Origin of the sequence: Bartonella bilalgolemi, assembly GCF_023500045.1 — a bacterium.
In the GTDB taxonomy this organism is placed as follows: Bacteria; Pseudomonadota; Alphaproteobacteria; order Rhizobiales; family Rhizobiaceae; genus Bartonella; species Bartonella bilalgolemii.
This window is the reverse complement of sequence record NZ_JAMCOF010000005.1, coordinates 19,483-37,323: the sequence shown is the minus strand read 5'-3', so window position 1 is coordinate 37,323 and position 17,841 is coordinate 19,483. Positions and strand designations below refer to the sequence as shown.

The window sequence follows — 17,841 nt, the reverse complement described above, 5'->3', positions numbered from 1 at the left end:
AGCCCTGCACATGCAAGAAAAACACGCATATTTCAAAAATAGCCTACTTCCTTATTGGCTACTTTTTCCTCAACTTGCGGTAACTTTTTTATTTTTTCTTTGGCCCGGCGCTCAAGCAATAAAATCATCCTTTGAGCGTGAAGACCCTTTTGGATTTTCAACAACCTTTATTGGTCTTGAAAACTACATAACTGTCTTTTCTGACACCACTTATATACAATCACTGCTTACAACGATCATATTTTCTATTTCTGTCACACTTGTTTCAATGACAATATCACTTCTTCTAGCTGTTTCTGTTGACCGTGTTATCTATGCAAAAAAAGCTTATACTACGCTTTTACTTTGGCCATATGCTGTTGCTCCTGTATTAGCAGGTATATTATGGTTATTTATTTTTCATCCAACTATCGGAACTTTTCCTTTTTTCCTCAAAAAAATAGGTATTATATGGAACCATCGTATTAACAATGTTCAAGCTATAATTTTAATTGTAATTGCTGCTAGTTGGCAACAAATTTCCTATAATTTTCTCTTTTTTCTTGCTGGTCTTCAATCGGTCCCTCACTCGCAAATAGAAGCAGCTGCCATTGATGGTGCCGGTCCTTTTAAACGATTTTGGACGATAATCTTTCCACAAATTTCACCAACAACTTTTTTTCTACTGATTATCAATGTCAATTATGTCATGTTTGATACATTTGGTATCATTGATAACATGACTTCTGGAGGACCTGCACGAGCAACGAGCACGATCGTCTATAAAGTGTATGAAGATGGCTTTAAAAATCAAATGATTGGTGCATCAGCTGCGCAATCAACCATATTAATGCTGATGGTTATTATTTTAACATTAATCCAATTCCGCTGGATTGAACGTCGCGTCCAATATTAGGAGACAAGTTATGGTTGAAAACCGTCCTTTTTTGAAATTTTTAACTCATGTCATTCTCATTATTGGTATTCTTATCATCTGTTTTCCAGTCTATATTGCCATTATTGCATCAACACATAATTCAGCAACATTTAATGCAGGAACGCTTCCTCTCTTACCAGGACAATACGGTTTAGAAAATTATAAAACAATCTTTGGTGATGGCCTTGTACAACTTGGTCTTCCACGTCTCTGGCCACTTTTAATAAACTCATTTATTATGGCTATTGGTATTAGTATTGGAAAAATTATTATTTCACTCTTCTCTGCTTATGCGATCGTCTATATGCGTTTTCCCTTTCGTAAAATTGCCTTTGCTCTTATCTTTATTACATTAATGCTTCCTATTGAAGTCCGTATTATTCCAACATATACAATAGTTGCACAATTAGGAATGATAAACACTTATAGTGGAATGATTATTCCATTAATTGCATCAGCAACCGCTACATTTTTATTTCGTCAATTTTTTCTCACTGTCCCTGATGAACTCTTAGAAGCTGCACGTGTTGATGGGGCAGGACCATTGAAATTTTTTAAGGATATTCTTCTTCCCCTTAGCAAAAGTAATATTGCGGCTTTATTTATTATTATGTTCATTTACGGATGGATACAATATCTCTGGCCTCTTATTGTTACAACAGATCAAGACCATCAAACTATCCTTGTTATATTGAAACAACTCGTTGTTGAATCACTGCAACATGATCCTCAATGGAATATCCTTATGGCAGTATCGGTTGTTGCTATGGCTCCACCCGTTTTAGTCGTTATCTTCATGCAACGGCTTTTTATCAAAGGTCTCATTGAAACGGAGAAATAATTTTGGCTACAATCCAACTATTAAATATAATAAAACAGTATGACAATGATAGTCTAGTTATTAATAACTTGAATTTAACTGTTTTTGATAAAGAACTTCTCGTTCTTGTTGGTCCATCCGGATGTGGGAAATCAACCTTATTACGTATTATTGCTGGACTTGAACAAGTTACCTCTGGTGAGCTTTATATTGACAATGAGCTTATTAATAATCGCGAGCCAGCAAATCGTGACATTGCTATGGTTTTTCAAAATTATGCACTTTATCCACATATGACTGTACGTGGAAACTTGGAATATGGGCTCAAAAATCGAAAAACGCCTAAAGAGGAAATGAATAAACGTATTGCCCATGCTGCAAAGCTTTTGGAAATAGAACCATTCCTTGATCGTAAACCACGGCAATTATCAGGAGGACAACGTCAACGTGTTGCAATGGGGCGTGTCATTGTTCGCCAACCACGTGTTTTTCTCTTTGATGAACCACTTTCAAATCTTGATGCGAAATTACGCGCTCAAATGTGCATTGAAATTAAAACACTCCAGCGTTCATTAGGAACAACCAGTCTTTATGTCACACATGATCAATTAGAAGCTATGACATTAGCTGACCGAATAGTTGTCATGAATAAAGGATGTATTGAACAAATTGGAACGCCAATGGAAATCTATGATTATCCAGCCACAACCTTTGTTGCTGGCTTCATTGGTTCCCCACCTATTAATTTTCTTGATCGTCAGATCTTAGAGCAATATTTAGGCTTCTCATTTTCTTTTAACAAAGAAACCGATATTTTAGCATTTAGGCCAGAAGCAACTTTGTTAGGCGAATATCCAGAAAAAGGACCCGTTTTTCATGCACATATCGAACTCATAAAACCTGTAGGCACAGGATGTCACGTTTTAACACGCTGGAACAACATTATTTTCACTGTTGAAATCAAAGAACGTCTCACAAATGATTATGGACAAAAATTAAGCTTCACTGTTCCTAATCAGAATTTTCACACTTTTAATAAACACACAGGAAAACGCACATAATCAACCTAGAAAAATTTTCCTTCCAGATTACTTAATCAGTAAGAAAAGCTCTTTTTTTTTATTTTTGTGAACGTAATCGTAAAGCAAGATCAGGTTGGTCTGTTGTAATATAATCCACCGGCATATCAAACCAATGAGACAAACGGGACACCCCATTAACTGTCCATACACCTACAGTGAAGCCAAAATCAAGAGCAGATTCAATAAAGTCTCGTGATACAATAGAACTATCCAAACTTAGATCAGAATACCCTAATTTTTTCCATTCAGAAAAACAGCAAGACATATCGCCTTTAAAACTATCAATACATGGCCCAGATGATATTCCTGCCTCAATAAAAGGACGAAGACTCGTAGCATCAAAACTAATTGCTGAAACTCGTTTTTCTAAGTTTCTACCTTTGATTAATTCAAGCGCTCTTTGAGATAAAAGAGTTTCACGCTCAATTTCACCACATGTTTTGATTTCAAGATGAAGTGCTACATTGGTTGGCACCAAAAGATCAAGCAATTCTTCTAATAAAGGAGGTGCTTCAGTACTCCCTTTCACACGGAGTTGCTGACGTGTTTCATTATCAATCTCATAAATATATCCTTTTTTCCCAACCAATTGTTCAAGAGAAAAATCATGAAATATAACAACTTCACCGCTTTTAAGAAGATGAATATCACATTCAATTTCGTCCACTCCCAATGCAATCGCATGACGAAATGCTGAAAGTGTATTTTCAGAATAAAGACTAGCTCCACCACGATGAGCAATAATTTTTTGTTTCAGCATATTTTCAAACTTCTCTTAATTTCAAACGCTATTCGCTAAAACGGCATTAATGACAATTAAAAATCATTAATACAAAGCTTCTAATAATTTTCTTTTTTTACTTTCTAATTTTCTGAAATATTCAATCCTAAAAATGCTATTCTTTACTATTCTTGATTTCAGTCATTCCCACTCAATAGTACCAGGAGGTTTAGAAGTTATATCATAGACAACACGATTAATACCCCGAACTTCATTAATAATACGTGTTGCTACTTTACTCAAAAATTCCATATCATACGGATAAAAGTCAGCGGTCATACCGTCTACAGATGTTACAGCACGAAGAGCGCAGACAAACTCATAAGTGCGTGCATCACCCATTACACCAACGGTTTGAACAGGAAGAAGAACAGCAAAAGCTTGCCAAATTTTACCATAAAGGCCAGCTTTTCTGATTTCATCAAGATAAATAGCATCTGCCTCACGTAAAATTTCCAATTTTTCTCGTGTAATTGCACCTGGACATCGAACTGCCAAACCAGGTCCTGGAAAAGGATGACGCTCAATAAATTGTTCAGGTAAACCTAATTCTCGCCCTAAAGAACGAACATCATCCTTAAAAAGTTCACGCAATGGTTCTATAAGTTGCATTTTCATCCGTTTTGGTAGCCCGCCTACATTATGGTGACTTTTAATCGTTACAGGTTCACCAATCGCTGAAACACTTTCAATAACATCTGGATAAAGTGTTCCTTGTGCTAAGAACTCCGCACCTCCTATTTTTTTTGTTTCTTCTTCAAAAACTTCAATAAAAAGGCGACCAATTATCTTCCGCTTTTTTTCTGGATCTGTTTCATCTTCAAGTGCATTGATAAACATATCAGCAGCATTAACATGAACCAGATTTATATTATAATACTCTCGAAAAAGTGTAAGAACTTCTTCTACCTCATTTTTACGCATCAACCCATGATCGACAAAAACACATGTTAGCTGATCGCCTATAGCCTCATGAAGTAATATAGCTACAACAGATGAATCAACACCACCTGAAAGACCACAAATTACATGACTTTTTCCAACCTTTTTACGTATTGCAGCAACTGCTTGTTTACGATAAGCAGTCATTGACCAATTATTTTTAAGACCAGAAATTTTATAAACAAAATTTTTTAAGAGTTTTGCTCCATCTGTTGTATGAACAACTTCAGGATGAAATTGCAATGCATAAAAACGACGTTTTTCGTCAGCAATAGCAGCATAAGGAGCTCCGTGTGATGTTCCAATAACATGAAAGCCTTCTGGCAAAGCAACCACACGATCACCATGACTCATCCAAACTTGATGAGATGACCCTTTCTCCCAAACACCATCAAAAAGAGCACTTTCTTCTTTTATATCTAACAAAGCGCGTCCAAATTCACGTTCATGTCCTGCTTCAACTTTTCCACCAAGCTGAACACACATAATTTGTTCGCCATAACAAATACCAAGAACCGGAATACCAGCGTTAAAAATCTCCATTGGAACACGTGGTGAACCGTCATCGACAGCCGAATAAGGACTGCCTGATAAAATAACAGCCTGAGGATTGATTCGCTTAAATCCTTCTAAAGCAGACTGGAAAGGAACAATTTCGGAATAAACGCCTACTTCTCGCACCCGTCGTGCAATGAGTTGCGTAACTTGTGAACCAAAATCAATGATAAGGATAGTATCTGAACGCAATGTGCTCATAGAAAACCAATCAATAATTATCTAAAATAAAAAAATCAAAATACGCATTAGAATTCCTTTTGTAAAATAGATAAAAAGAAACCATCTGTTTTAGTTGCTGCTGGTGATAAAGTCAGTCCATAATTTGAAAATGCTGGCTGCATAATTAGAGAACTAAAATGTCGATGCCAAAGTTTCTGCATATTGATTGGAAAAAAATTAGAATGCTTCTGAAGAAACCGGGAAATTTGTTCTTCATTTTCATCATTAAAGAGAGAACAGGTGATATAAACTAAACGCCCTCCTGGCTTTATATAAATTAAGGCTTCATTCAAAATAGCGAACTGTTCTTCCTGACGTTGTCTCACCTTTTGTAAGGTCAAACGCCATTTCGTATCTGGACGACGGCGCCATGTTCCTGTCCCACTACATGGAGTATCCAATAAAACGATATCTATTTGACCTATTAATGATTTTAATTCTTCTTTACTCACTCGTGGTTGTACATTATGAATACCAGCACGCTGAAGTCGATTAAAAATAGGAGCTAAACGAATCTTCTTTGAATCATAAGCATAAATTTGGCCTCGATTCTCCATACTGGCAGCTAAAGCTAATGTTTTTCCCCCAGCTCCCGCACAATAATCTAATAACTGCATACCTGCTTTTGCTTCTATAAGATAAGAAACAAGTTGAGACCCCAAATCCTGTATCTCAAAATATCCTTTTTGAAAAGCAGGTTCAGCCTGAACATTAGGATGGCGCTCAAATTTTTCAATCGGTTCAATCCTTAACGCTTGTTGGAACCATGAAAAAGACTTAACCTTTATTTTTTCTAAGGCTTTAAGCACCTTTTTAGGCGTTGCCTTTAAACTGTTCACACGTAAATCTAAAGGAGGACGTGTCGCTAAAGCAGCTGCTTCCTTAACCCAATTATCTGTAAATAAAGGATACAAATGAGCTTGACACCATTGAGGAATATTAGCGCGAATATAGTCTGGTGCATTTACTAACTGACGTTGTTGCCATGCTTTTCTCTGCTGAGGTGCTAATAACTGCGGTGCGAATCGATCTCCCTCTAAAACTTTATCAACTTGCTCAATCGTCATCATACCAGAATCGAACAAAGCACCAAAAACTATATCTCGAATATTGTTACTATCCATACGCCATTGCAATGAATAACGCCGCCTTAAAACATCATACACAATTGTTCCAATTGCTGCACGATCACCTACCCCAGCAAAACGGTGAGAAAGCCCCCAATCTTTTAAAGCTTCACTGGTAGGGCGATAACGCGTTTCTATTTCTTGTAGAATATCTATTGCAGCCTGCAACCGCCCACCCAATCGCATTTACTTCTCCTATTCAATCTCTAAAAATCTAAATGATTTAACTGAAAAATAAAAATTATCGTACCCATTTTTTAGCATTAACTTTAAAACAATCAAAAATGGATATTGAAAACCGAATAGTTCTAGTACTATGATCTAGAATATTTTATTCTAAAGCGAAAGAGGGGCAATCATCTTATAATTTATAAACCTTAACGAAGCTAATAAAATATTCTATAACATGAAAGCATTGAGAAACTAGCAATGACAAAACCAATACTCGCTCTTATTGATTCCTCAATATATGCAAATTCTGTATGTGATTTAGCATTATGGGCTGCTAAATCTATGCAAACAACAATTCGATTGTTGCATGTATTGGATAAATCAGAAGAAGAAATTCATTTACCAAATACACAACAAATGGATATTAACAGTAATATCCTGAATCCATCGCCCTTAGCACGACAAGATCCTACTCTTGCTAAAGCACTTTTTGCTCAAAAAATCGGACAAACCGCTTTAGACGAAGCCCAAAATTACCTCAACTCTCATAGTGAAATTGAAGTTGAAACACGCTTACGTCATGGAACTCTTCTAGATGCATTAAACACTTATAGCAATAAATCATCAATGATTGTGATGGGGAAACGTGGTGAACAAACAGCACTTGATAAAAAGCGTTTAGGACTTAACTTTGAAAATGTCGTACGCTCTTCTGAGCTTCCAATTCTCGTTGCCTCCCGTCACTTCCAGCCTATTCAACGAATTTTAATAGCCTTTGATGGTGGCCCATTAATTATGAAAGCTATTGATTTCATTTGTACACAAGAATTTTTTAAAAATGTAACCTTTATATTAGGGATGGCAGAGCAGCAAACACAAACCATACAAACCAGCTTTGATGAAACCTTAGCACGGTTACAATCTGCAGGATTTAACGCAGAACCACTCAGAACAGAAATTAATTTTGAGCAAATGGTTCTTCATAATATAGAACCACTTAATCTTAACATGCTCCTTATGGGCGCTTTCCATCATTCCAAGGTACATAATTTTTTATTTGGTTCTAAAAGTCAGGCTATTATCCACAACACACCTATTCCGGTTATGATTATGAGAAAATTATAAATTATTATCAAATCAGTAGAAGAAAACATTTACTGCCCCAATAAGTAACTATAAATATTTAAAAATAATACCCTGCAGAATTTTATTTTTCTGTGAAAAATGAAAATACATCTGAAAACACTATATAGATTTACCTTTTCTCTTTAAAAAGCATAAGAGAACTTTTTGGAAAATTATTGGAACTACTCTTTAGCATGACCGTTTGTCTTACACTGGTATATCAGTGGTATATGCCAGATAATTAAAAAGGAGAAAATAATGAAGACTTCTAGTCATGGAAAAATAACTGCATCCAAAAGCAGCCAAAATAAAATGCCCTCAAACAGTGGCAAGAAATCCGTCCAAAGTGGTATGGCTAACAATCGCCAATATGCATCAAAAACAGGACGGAAGAATGTAAAAAGTTAATTTTTTATTTATATAACTTCTACATAACTACAACTTCCAGAAAGAATTGGATGTTAATACTCCAATTCTTTCCTTTGATTAAGTCTAAAATAATTAAATAGGAAAACTATTTAGAAAGTGATCAATACTTAATTATTTCCCTCTAAAAGATTCCTCATAGTGATAACCTTTACCTAACAAATAGGACCGCGATAATTTGGACTTTCACGCGTAATAGCAACATCATGTGTATGGCTTTCATAAAGACCAGCGTTGGTAATACGTACAAAAGTTGCTTTTTCACGAAACTCAGCTAAATTTTTCGCTCCCACATATCCCATAGAAGCACGCAATCCACCCGCCAGTTGATGTAAAACTGATGCGATGGGGCCTTTATATGCAACTTGTCCCTCAACACCTTCAGGAACTAATTTGAGTGTATCTCGAACTTCAGCCTGAAAATAACGATCTGCTGATCCCCTCGCCATAGCACCAACTGATCCCATACCACGATAAGCTTTAAAGGATCGGCCCTGATAGAGATAAACCTCTCCTGGGCTTTCTTCTGTACCAGCGAGAAGAGAACCTATCATAGCAGCACAAGCACCACCTGCTAAAGCTTTAGCAAAATCACCGGAAGCTTTGATACCCCCATCGGCAATAATAGGAATACCTGCTTTATCAGCAATTTCCGCAGCTCCCATAATAGCTGCAAGTTGAGGAACGCCAACACCTGCAACAATTCGCGTTGTGCAAATAGAACCGGGCCCAATACCAACCTTTACCGCATCAGCACCACTGTCAATCAAAGCTTGTGTTGCTTGAGGTGTCGCTACATTACCAGCAATAACAACAGTAGAAAGCGCCATTTTTTTAATACGTTCAACCATATCCAATACACGTTGAGAATGACCATGAGCCGTGTCGATTACTAATAAATCAACACCTGCATCAATTAATTGTTCAGCACGTTCGATTCCTTCATCCCCCACACTACTCGCAGCAGCAACGCGCAAACGACCCTGAGAATCTTTTGCAGCATTCGGGTTTAATCTTGCCTTTTCAATATCTTTAACTGTCACCAAACCAACACAGCGACCTTGTTCATCTACAACAAGTAACTTTTCAATACGATGATGATGTAAAAGATATTTTGCTTCATCTAGTTGAACATTTTCACGCACCGTAATTAAATTTTCATGCGTCATTAATTCATAGATTTTTTGTTTCGGATCTGATGCAAAACGCACATCCCTATTAGTCAAAATACCAACAAGTCGACCAGAAATTCGGCTTTTAGCACCACTTTCAACAACTGGAATACCTGAAATACTATGAGAACGCATCAAATTCTTGGCTTCTTCAAGTGTTGCATCAGGACCAATTGTTACTGGATTAACAACCATACCGGATTCAAATTTCTTTACTTGACGTACTTCTTCAGCTTGCTCCACAGGAGACATATTCCGATGAATAACACCAAGACCACCAGCTTGAGCCATAGCAATTGCTAAACGAGATTCTGTTACCGTATCCATTGCAGCAGAGAGAAGTGGTAAATTCAACTCAATATCTGCTGCAATACGGGTTTTAAGATCCACTTGGCTAGGCATAACGAGAGAATGGCCTGGCTGCAAAAGCACGTCATCAAAGGTTAGTGCCAATGCACCTGTGCTTGTTTCAATAATTTTTGCCATAGCCAAATTCCTCTAATACTAAAACACTGCGACAGTTATAGGGGCAACTTTAATTCTCTTAAGTCGCGAATTGGCAGTCAATTATGCCATGTGACCGATAAAATGAAAAGAGAAAATAAATATTTTTCTAAAATAGAACTTGTATAATCTATAATTGCGATTCAATGGGCAACCAACTCATTATTTTTACAAATGCACGACGCTTCAAATTACTTTCTGGTTCATAATCAACACTGTGTTTTTTTTCATTTTCAATAAAATCCCAGTAAATGCGATCATTATCACCAAGACGTAAACAATAACTCATTTCACCGGTCGTTTCCTCAGAAAAAAGTAAATCTAATCTTGCTGCAATTGGTGCGCATTCAAAAAGAATTCCCATTTCTGTATTCAATGAAACCGAACGAGGATCAAAATTTAAAGAGCCAATAAAAGCAGTTTTACAATCAATTAAAAAAGCTTTCGTATGCAAACTCGCTTTATTAGATCTAAACAATCGCAATCGGTGTACTCCTCCATCCGGCTTTAATTCATAGAGTTGAATACCACTTTTCAATAACACTTTACGATAAGATGCATAACCTCCATGTACAATGGCCACGTCAGTAGCCGCTAAAGAATTAGTAAGAATTTTGACATTAATACCTTTTGATACCAAATTGCGAAAGCTCTGTGTCCCTTCTTTACCTGGAACAAAATAAGGCGATGTAATCTGAACTGTTTTTTTTGCGCTATCAATAACCTGTGAAAGGGCTTCCATAAGCCAATTTGCTGTATGCTTTCGCAATGCCTTTTCTGGAGGATCTGAAAGAACATCTACTTTATCTGCTACAAATAATCGTTTACCTATTTGAATAAAATATTCAAAATTGATATGCTTATTGACATAAGTTAAGTAAACTTTGGCAACTTTTGAATTACGGAATCTACGTAATTTAGCTTTCCAAATATCGAGGTCTCTCGCTCTGTCAGGAACAACCAAAGTATGAATCGGTAAAACCACAGCACTATTCCAAAAGTTATCAAAGATCGTTTCTATTTTTTTAACCGACGGACCAATTAACATGAGATCTAAATCTCGAAAACTTGACTGTTTACCTGCACCTAAATAAGAATCTGCAAGATTTCGTCCTCCTACAAAAGCTACACGCCCATCAACAATAAAGGCTTTATTGTGCATTCTGCGCGTTACCATAATCGCCCGCAATATAATCTCTAAACCACGGCGTAAACGACCTTTACGTACGCGTCCTGGATTAAATACTCTCACCTCAATATGAGGATGTTTATCAAGTGCAACATAAGCCGGATCACGTCCCTGAGCATTAATATCATCCAAAAGAAGACGCACTCGTACACCACGATCAGCTGCCTCAACCACTTCGCTAAGCAACAAACGTCCTGTTAAATCATCATCCCAAATGTAATACATCAGATCAAGACTGCGTCCAGCTTTTGCTGCTCCTATCGCACGAACACAAAATGCATCTAAATTGCTTACAATAAGCGAAAGAGCATCTTTATCAATCCCCACCCCATTTGTTTCTTTTGCTAGTCGGCTTACTATACGATCAATTTCAGTCTCACTTTTCTCAACACTTAGTGCATAAGAAGACTCTCCTCTGGCATTTCTAGCGAAGCAACCATAAGTATAAATTGCTAACATAGAGGCAATAATGAAAAGTGTAGTTAGGACAACAATAATGTTTAATAGAGTCAAAGAGATAAACTTTCTTTCTAAAAAAGATCATACACTCAATAAATACGTAAAAAAACATTAGAATCAATGGCTCTGTTCATATTCAAAAATTCTGAGCAATCTTACTATTGTTGTTTGAAAATATTTTCAATGAGCAAATTATTACAATAAATGACGTTTCATTTTTATAGCTAAAAGGACTTTTCTTTTTTGCTGATAAGACAATTATACCTTTTTGAATTATTATGATTCGTAAATATAGATATTTTGTTAAAGATCTTTTACTGCTTTTGATTATTTATTGTATTCAATTCCTCTATTCTACGATAAAGAGTAGAACGCCCAATCTGAAGACGCCGCGCAATTTCACTCATACGCCCTTTATAATGTACAACTGCCTTTTCAATAATATCACGCTCCATCTCAGAAAAAGTACGTACATGTCCATCAACATTTAAAAATCGTATAAATTTTCTCTCATAGCATTCTTGAATATCATTATCAGTTATCTTTGAAATATTCATGTATGGATTTTTTATCAATTGCGGAAAATCTCGCACAGTTAATAATGGTCCTTCGCTTATCAAAACCGCACGGAATAGCAAATTTTCCAGTTCTCTATAATTACCAGGCCAATCATACTGCATAAACATAGAAATAACCGTTCCTGCTAAACCATGCACATGCGATTGCCCCGTTTCAGCAATAATATGATCAATTAAACATTGAGAAATTTCTGGAAGTTCACCCCTCAACTCTCGCAAAGCGGGAATATTAATATATAATTGGGAAATTTGTTCAAAAAAACTATGTGTAAAAAAACCTACCTGAACTAAATCTGCAAGACGTGATGTTGAAAGAGCAATAATGCGAAAAGGTAGATTTTTATCTTTTGTTGTTTCTGCTCTCTCTTGCAGGTAATGCGCAAAACGTTTTTGCTGTATCGGCTCCAATCGATCAATATCACATAAGCAAAGCGTCCCATGCTCAAGAGAAGAAACAAGCGGTAAAAACTCTTTAAACCAAAAACGACTCTCTTCCTCTGAATCAAAAACCGGTAAACATTGGAAGCGTACAAAAGTCCCCTTCGAAAAAAAACTTTCATCGTGGATGATGCGAGCTAATTTCTCATGACCAGTCCCTACTTCACCCTCTATCAAAAGATTCTGAGAAGAAGTCGCTGCACTTTTTGATTGTTCTAAAATAACTTGCATTACACTGCTTTTTTTATAGATATCAGAAAATTGTAAATGATTTTCTTTTTGTCTACGAATATACTGAATTTCATTTTCTAATGCGGAAATAAAGGCAAGATTATTCAAAGTAATTCTTAACCGTAGTGGTGTAACTGGATAAATCCAATAATCAATAGCCCCAGCTTTTAAAGCTTTTTGAATCAACTCTTGATTATCTTGTTTTGCTATAATAATGACGCGAATAGAGATTCGGGCTGTTCTAATCATTTTAATTAGATCACTTACGCTTAAATCACTCATAGCAACATCAAGCAATACAAGCATGATATTTTTACGTCTATATAAAAGATCAATTGTACGTAAGCTATTTTCTGCTTCAATAACGCGGTAACCAAATCCTCGAAGCATAGTAGAAAGCTCTGCACGCTTTCCGTGATCTTCGCCCGCAACAAGAATAGGATCAGCCATAACTTTAATAATCTCCTTTGAGACTACTAAATATATTTATAATAAGATTCATTATAAACCACAAAATACATTTTACCTTTTATAACCGGCATGCTAATTTTAGCAAATTACTCATTAAGCACAATGTTTAAAAGTCTTTTCAATTTTTTGCTTTTACTTTAAACTTGTCGTAAAAAGTAATAAAGAAAACATATAGAGTAAAGAACATGAAACACATTTGCTGTATTTTATACCTAACAATAACTGCTTTGATATTAGTTGCTTGTAATCATTCGCAAAATCACAGAAATTTCTTATTTATCAACAATATGCCAACTGGAATCGATGGAGAATGGATCGACACAAACGGTATTATTTCTTCTTTTCATAGCGGTGTTTTTGAAACACGAGCAGCAGATACAAGAGAAAAACTTTCAGAAGGTACCTACCATTATATCAATACTCACCACGTAGAAATTGAAATATATTCTCTTCTTCGTGGAACTGTTTCTAGAGCAAGTTGCACAATATCTAATGATACAATGCAGCTCCTCTGTACATCAAATACTGGTTCACAATTCTTCCTCAAACGCAAAACCTAGATAAAATTAAAACTTTTTATAAGAATAAACAAAATATTCTCACAGGAAAAAAATTCTTTCTTCCTGTGAGTAAATTATTAGATAAAAACATATTACGATATCCCTAAATCTCTAAGCTTATATTATTTCATAAACTTTTAAAATAACCACTCACAAATAGATACCTCAAGTCTTCTTCTTAAAGATGTTAATGCTATTGTTTCATCATTTTTTACTGATAAATAATATTGGATGCTCAGTATTAATGAACTCATGCCACACCAATACGCAAAAGATCATGAAAATGAACGATTCCAATAGGCTTTTTATTTTCAATCACGAAAAATGCTCCAATATGATGATCATTAATAAACGCTGTCGCTGCACCAACGAGTGTATCTGGAGCAACAGTCTTTGGATTTTTAGTCATTACCTCATCAACATTGAACTGTGACAAATCATTGTGAATATTTCGTGCAAGATCACCATCTGTTATAATCCCAATTAATTCACCTCTTGAATTTATAACACCAACACAACCAAAATGTTTTTTAACTAAGATCTCCATGGCTGCTGTCATGGATACTCCCTGCATAACTAAAGGGACACGATCACCTTGATGCATAATATCACGCACGTATTTAAGATTTGCACCAAGAGAACCCCCAGGATGATAAATTTTGAAATCAGTTGCAGTAAAACCTCGCATTTCCAAAAGAGCAATAGCTAATGCATCCCCTACCACTAATTGCATAGTTGTTGAAGCTGTCGGAGCAAGCCCGTGAGGACAAGCCTCCTCTACTTTTGGCAATAATAATACAATATCAGCTTGCCGCCCTAATATAGAGTGCTCACCAGATGTTATCGCAATTAGTGGTATATGGAAGCGTGCAGTATGACTTATAATACCACTTAACTCTGTAGTTTCCCCAGACCATGATAAAGCAAGAACAACATCATCAGAACCAATCATACCAAGATCACCATGATTAGCTTCCGCAGCATGGATAAAAAAAGCAGGTGTTCCAGTTGAAGCTAAAGTCGCAGCAATTTTCGTTCCTATATGACCGCTCTTGCCAAGACCAGTAATTACCACGTGACCATTTGCATTACTAATGGTTTGGACAGCTGCTTTAAAAGAATCCGCAAGCTTCTCACGAAAGGCCTTTTCAAGAGCTTCAAGCCCTCGTTTTTCAATAGAAATAGTCTTAAGCGCTAAGATAACCGCATTTTGTAAATTTAACGTATGAAGAGACTCTATCGTCATAATTAAATTCGATAAATGAAATCAAACTCAAAGTCTATATCATTTTGCAACGTTAACTTTTGCAAGTAAGTTTTTCAATGATGTAAAAAGTTGCTGATGCATATCAGTACGTGAGAGAGCAAATGCGACATTAGCTTCAATAAAGCCAATTTTAGACCCACAATCAAAAGTGCATCCATCTAATTGAAAACCAAAAAAAGCCTGTTCATTTGAAAGTTGCACCATAGCATCTGTTAATTGAATCTCATTTCCTGTTCCTTGTTTTTGATCAGCTAAAATATCAAAAATCTCTGGTTGCAAAATATAACGTCCATTAATATACAGATTAGATGGAGCTTTTTCTATGGCTGGTTTCTCTATCATTTGTGTAATTTCAAAACCATTTGCAATCTGCTTTCCTTTTCCTACAATACCATATTTATATACTTCTTCATGATTACACTCTTGAACAGCAATAATATTACCTCCTCCTATTTTTTCATAAAGATGTATCATCTCAGAAAGACAACCCTTTTTAGTTTGCATGAGCATATCCGGCAATAATAAAGCAAAAGGCTCTTTTCCAACGAGCTCACGCGCACACCAAACAGCATGCCCTAATCCTAAAGGTTGCTGTTGCCGAGTGAAAGAAGTCATTCCTGGCTGTAATTGCAATTTTTTTAAATGCTCTAGCTCCTCTGTCCTTTCACATTCAGCAAGAGTTGTATATAACTCAACCTGAGCATCAAAATAATCTTCAATAACTGCCTTATTACGCCCAGTAACAAAAATGAAATGCTCAATACCTGCTTCACGTGCCTCATCTACCACGTATTGAATAACAGGCTTATCAACAATAGTTAGCATTTCTTTAGGAACTGCTTTTGTTGCTGGAAGAAAACGAGTACCAAGACCTGCTACAGGAAATACTGCCTTTCGGATTTTATGCACACTCATCTTCCTATTTAATTTACTATATAACTCTATTTACTGTATAATTTTCTGACATAATATATTTAACTACAAATAAATAAAAATGTTCTATTCTCTGGATTTTCATATAATAAACATAGAAAGGACGCAATAATTAATAAATTACTTTATTAAAACAATTAATTTGAATAATTTGCTTAATCTGATATATAATTCACTAAATACAAAAATTAAACGATTGCATACTCAAATACTTCATACAAAGATAAAAATTAGAAAATGAAAATAACAAAATTTAGTGCATTATTTTCTTCAGAAAAAAACATAAATCGAATACTCCTTCTCATTGGTTTAGTTTCTATCTTTACTATTCTTCCAATAGTTTTTTCCTCGCTCACATATGCTGATAGTCGTTTTCAACACTGGATTAATGAATTTAAAAAAACGGCTTTAGCTAACAATATTTCACCATCCACATTTGATATAGCTTTTAAAACAATTAATACAATTGACCAAGAAGTCTTAAAAAAAGCAGCATATCAACCAGAATTTGTTGATATGCCATGGGAATATTTTGACAATCGCATTCATGATGATGCAATTATAGAAGGAAAACAGCAAGCTAAAAAATGGCAACAATGGTTACAAAAAATTGAAAAGCGTTTTGGTGTTAACCGTAATCTCCTCCTCGCTATTTGGTCTATGGAAAGCAACTACGGAAAAATTTTAACAAATAAAGGCATAATGCGTGATACTATCCGTTCACTTGCTACTTTAGCTTATGCTGACCAAAAACGTCAAAAATATGCGCGCACACAACTTATTGCAGCAATGAAAATTCTACAAAGCGGTGAAATTCACCGCTCTCAACTCGTGGGATCTTGGGCGGGAGCATTAGGACATACGCAATTTATTCCAAGCAGTTATCTCATCTATGCTATTGATATGGATGGAAGTGGGTGCTCTGATATTTGGAATTCGATTCCCGATTCACTTGCTACTGCTGCTAACCTTCTCCATATGAATGGTTGGCAATCTAATCTCACCTGGGGAATTGAAGTTAAATTACCAAATAACAAAAAATTACCTGAAAATTGGTTATCTTTTAAACAATGGAAAGAATTAGGTGTTCAACATGCACATAAAAAACCTTTTCCTTCTTTATCTGAACAAGCGATATTAAAATTTCCTGATGGACCAAAAGGGCCTGCGTTTTTGGTAACAAAAAATTTCTTTGTGATTAAACGTTATAATAATGCAGACCGTTATGCTTTCGCTGTTGGCCTTCTTGCTGACCGTATTGCTGGGCAGCCTAAATTATCCCAAGATTGGAATCGACCATTTAGACCTATTACTTTCAAAGAGCGTATAGAATTGCAATCTCGCTTAGCAAAACTTGGGGATTATGAAGGAGAGATTGACGGTAAAATTGGTTCAGCCTCCAAGAAAGCAATTAAAGCTTTTCAGCTACGTCACGGTTTAGAAGCAAATGGATATCCAAGCTACGAAACTCTTTCTCATATCAGAAAACAATAACCTTAAAGTAAAACACTCGTCTCATGTTCATTTGATTTATTGAATTGTCTATTTTTCTTATTGATTATATGACATCTTAAAATTGGAAAAAATTCTTAGTTTCAGGATGATTTTCTTATTTATAAAGAATCGCTAAGATAAATTGAAATGAAATTTTCACTCTATGAAATGCATCATGCAATTAGAAAAAAGTGCTATAATTGGCAACTGTGCATTTCAAAAATAAGGATTTCGTTACATTATTCAAATACAACTATATCTCAAAAAAAATTTAATAAAATTATTCAAAACTATAGAATTATCATTTAGTGATGTCATAAGAAATACAAGCTTTGGTTGAAGCTAAAATAGGTAACATACAAAATTTTAGTTCCAACT

At 35.5% G+C, this 17,841-nt stretch carries 15 protein-coding genes; 7 read left to right on the top strand and 8 right to left on the bottom strand.

Going from position 1 to position 17,841, the window contains the following annotated elements:
• The first annotated feature begins 10 nt into the window (after positions 1-10).
• The 3 genes from ugpA to M4Z11_RS03880 are packed head-to-tail and all read left to right on the top strand — an operon-like array spanning position 11 to position 2,797.
• Positions 11-895 (top strand): sn-glycerol-3-phosphate ABC transporter permease UgpA, encoded by an 885-nt coding sequence (ugpA, locus tag M4Z11_RS03890; protein WP_249676532.1) that lies wholly within the window; start codon positions 11-13, stop codon positions 893-895.
• Positions 896-905: 10 nt separating this feature from the next.
• The gene (gene ugpE / locus M4Z11_RS03885; protein ID WP_249676530.1) at positions 906-1,757 is read left to right on the top strand and encodes a sn-glycerol-3-phosphate ABC transporter permease UgpE; all 852 of its coding nucleotides are present in this window, start codon (positions 906-908) and stop codon (positions 1,755-1,757) included.
• Between the two features lie 2 nt (positions 1,758-1,759).
• Positions 1,760-2,797 carry a sn-glycerol-3-phosphate import ATP-binding protein UgpC gene (locus tag M4Z11_RS03880; RefSeq protein ID WP_249676527.1) on the top strand — a complete coding sequence of 346 codons (1,038 nt, stop codon included), beginning with the start codon at positions 1,760-1,762 and terminating at the stop codon, positions 2,795-2,797.
• A 58-nt stretch (positions 2,798-2,855) separates the two neighbouring features.
• On the opposite strand, the gene M4Z11_RS03875 is transcribed toward M4Z11_RS03880, so the two are convergent.
• From M4Z11_RS03875 to M4Z11_RS03865, 3 genes are all read right to left on the bottom strand, one after another.
• Positions 2,856-3,578 (bottom strand): glycerophosphodiester phosphodiesterase, encoded by a 723-nt coding sequence (locus M4Z11_RS03875; protein WP_249676525.1) that lies wholly within the window; start codon positions 3,576-3,578, stop codon positions 2,856-2,858.
• A 162-nt stretch (positions 3,579-3,740) separates the two neighbouring features.
• Positions 3,741-5,297 (bottom strand): glutamine-hydrolyzing GMP synthase, encoded by a 1,557-nt coding sequence (gene guaA, locus M4Z11_RS03870; protein WP_249676521.1) that lies wholly within the window; start codon positions 5,295-5,297, stop codon positions 3,741-3,743.
• A gap of 47 nt (positions 5,298-5,344) precedes the next feature.
• Positions 5,345-6,631 carry an RsmB/NOP family class I SAM-dependent RNA methyltransferase gene (locus tag M4Z11_RS03865; RefSeq protein ID WP_249676517.1) on the bottom strand — a complete coding sequence of 429 codons (1,287 nt, stop codon included), beginning with the start codon at positions 6,629-6,631 and terminating at the stop codon, positions 5,345-5,347.
• Positions 6,632-6,874: 243 nt separating this feature from the next.
• On the opposite strand from M4Z11_RS03865, the gene M4Z11_RS03860 reads away from it, so the two are divergent.
• Positions 6,875-7,741, top strand: coding sequence for a universal stress protein (locus M4Z11_RS03860; RefSeq protein WP_249676513.1), 867 nt, complete (start codon positions 6,875-6,877; stop codon positions 7,739-7,741).
• A gap of 258 nt (positions 7,742-7,999) precedes the next feature.
• Positions 8,000-8,149 carry a hypothetical protein gene (locus tag M4Z11_RS03855; protein ID WP_249676509.1) on the top strand — a complete coding sequence of 50 codons (150 nt, stop codon included), beginning with the start codon at positions 8,000-8,002 and terminating at the stop codon, positions 8,147-8,149.
• A 173-nt stretch (positions 8,150-8,322) separates the two neighbouring features.
• Here the strand turns inward: M4Z11_RS03855 and guaB are convergent, their stop codons facing one another.
• From guaB to M4Z11_RS03840, 3 genes are all read right to left on the bottom strand, one after another.
• Positions 8,323-9,825 (bottom strand): IMP dehydrogenase, encoded by a 1,503-nt coding sequence (gene guaB, locus M4Z11_RS03850; RefSeq protein WP_249676505.1) that lies wholly within the window; start codon positions 9,823-9,825, stop codon positions 8,323-8,325.
• Positions 9,826-9,973: 148 nt separating this feature from the next.
• Complete coding sequence (locus tag M4Z11_RS03845; RefSeq protein ID WP_249676502.1) at positions 9,974-11,545, bottom strand: phospholipase D family protein; 1,572 nt, start codon at positions 11,543-11,545, stop codon at positions 9,974-9,976.
• 260 nt (positions 11,546-11,805) lie between these two features.
• Complete coding sequence (locus tag M4Z11_RS03840; RefSeq protein ID WP_249676498.1) at positions 11,806-13,188, bottom strand: sigma-54-dependent transcriptional regulator; 1,383 nt, start codon at positions 13,186-13,188, stop codon at positions 11,806-11,808.
• A 206-nt stretch (positions 13,189-13,394) separates the two neighbouring features.
• On the opposite strand from M4Z11_RS03840, the gene omp10 reads away from it, so the two are divergent.
• Complete coding sequence (gene omp10 / locus M4Z11_RS03835; protein WP_249676496.1) at positions 13,395-13,769, top strand: outer membrane lipoprotein Omp10; 375 nt, start codon at positions 13,395-13,397, stop codon at positions 13,767-13,769.
• A gap of 250 nt (positions 13,770-14,019) precedes the next feature.
• On the opposite strand, the gene M4Z11_RS03830 is transcribed toward omp10, so the two are convergent.
• Both M4Z11_RS03830 and galU read right to left on the bottom strand, forming a co-directional pair.
• The gene (locus M4Z11_RS03830; protein ID WP_249676494.1) at positions 14,020-15,015 is read right to left on the bottom strand and encodes a KpsF/GutQ family sugar-phosphate isomerase; all 996 of its coding nucleotides are present in this window, start codon (positions 15,013-15,015) and stop codon (positions 14,020-14,022) included.
• Between the two features lie 39 nt (positions 15,016-15,054).
• A complete protein-coding gene (gene galU / locus M4Z11_RS03825) occupies positions 15,055-15,945 on the bottom strand; it encodes a UTP--glucose-1-phosphate uridylyltransferase GalU (protein ID WP_249676493.1) in 891 nt (296 codons plus the stop codon).
• A gap of 261 nt (positions 15,946-16,206) precedes the next feature.
• Here galU and M4Z11_RS03820 point away from each other — a divergent pair, with 261 nt between their 5' ends.
• Positions 16,207-17,463, top strand: a complete 1,257-nt coding sequence (locus M4Z11_RS03820; protein ID WP_249676491.1) for a lytic murein transglycosylase — start codon at positions 16,207-16,209, stop codon at positions 17,461-17,463.
• The last annotated feature ends 378 nt before the right edge of the window (positions 17,464-17,841 follow it).

Bases quoted from the DNA above. Each gene is read 5' to 3' on its own strand.
- omp10 (WP_249676496.1), top strand. From the start codon at position 13,395: ATGAAACACATTTGCTGTATTTTATACCTAACAATAACTGCTTTGATA.
- M4Z11_RS03855 (WP_249676509.1), top strand. From the start codon at position 8,000: ATGAAGACTTCTAGTCATGGAAAAATAACTGCATCCAAAAGCAGCCAA.
- M4Z11_RS03875 (WP_249676525.1), bottom strand. From the start codon at position 3,578: ATGCTGAAACAAAAAATTATTGCTCATCGTGGTGGAGCTAGTCTTTAT.
- M4Z11_RS03830 (WP_249676494.1), bottom strand. From the start codon at position 15,015: ATGACGATAGAGTCTCTTCATACGTTAAATTTACAAAATGCGGTTATC.
- guaB (WP_249676505.1), bottom strand. From the start codon at position 9,825: ATGGCAAAAATTATTGAAACAAGCACAGGTGCATTGGCACTAACCTTT.
- M4Z11_RS03860 (WP_249676513.1), top strand. From the start codon at position 6,875: ATGACAAAACCAATACTCGCTCTTATTGATTCCTCAATATATGCAAAT.
- M4Z11_RS03840 (WP_249676498.1), bottom strand. From the start codon at position 13,188: ATGGCTGATCCTATTCTTGTTGCGGGCGAAGATCACGGAAAGCGTGCA.
- ugpA (WP_249676532.1), top strand. From the start codon at position 11: ATGCAAGAAAAACACGCATATTTCAAAAATAGCCTACTTCCTTATTGG.
- M4Z11_RS03820 (WP_249676491.1), top strand. From the start codon at position 16,207: ATGAAAATAACAAAATTTAGTGCATTATTTTCTTCAGAAAAAAACATA.
- guaA (WP_249676521.1), bottom strand. From the start codon at position 5,297: ATGAGCACATTGCGTTCAGATACTATCCTTATCATTGATTTTGGTTCA.
- M4Z11_RS03865 (WP_249676517.1), bottom strand. From the start codon at position 6,631: ATGCGATTGGGTGGGCGGTTGCAGGCTGCAATAGATATTCTACAAGAA.
- ugpE (WP_249676530.1), top strand. From the start codon at position 906: ATGGTTGAAAACCGTCCTTTTTTGAAATTTTTAACTCATGTCATTCTC.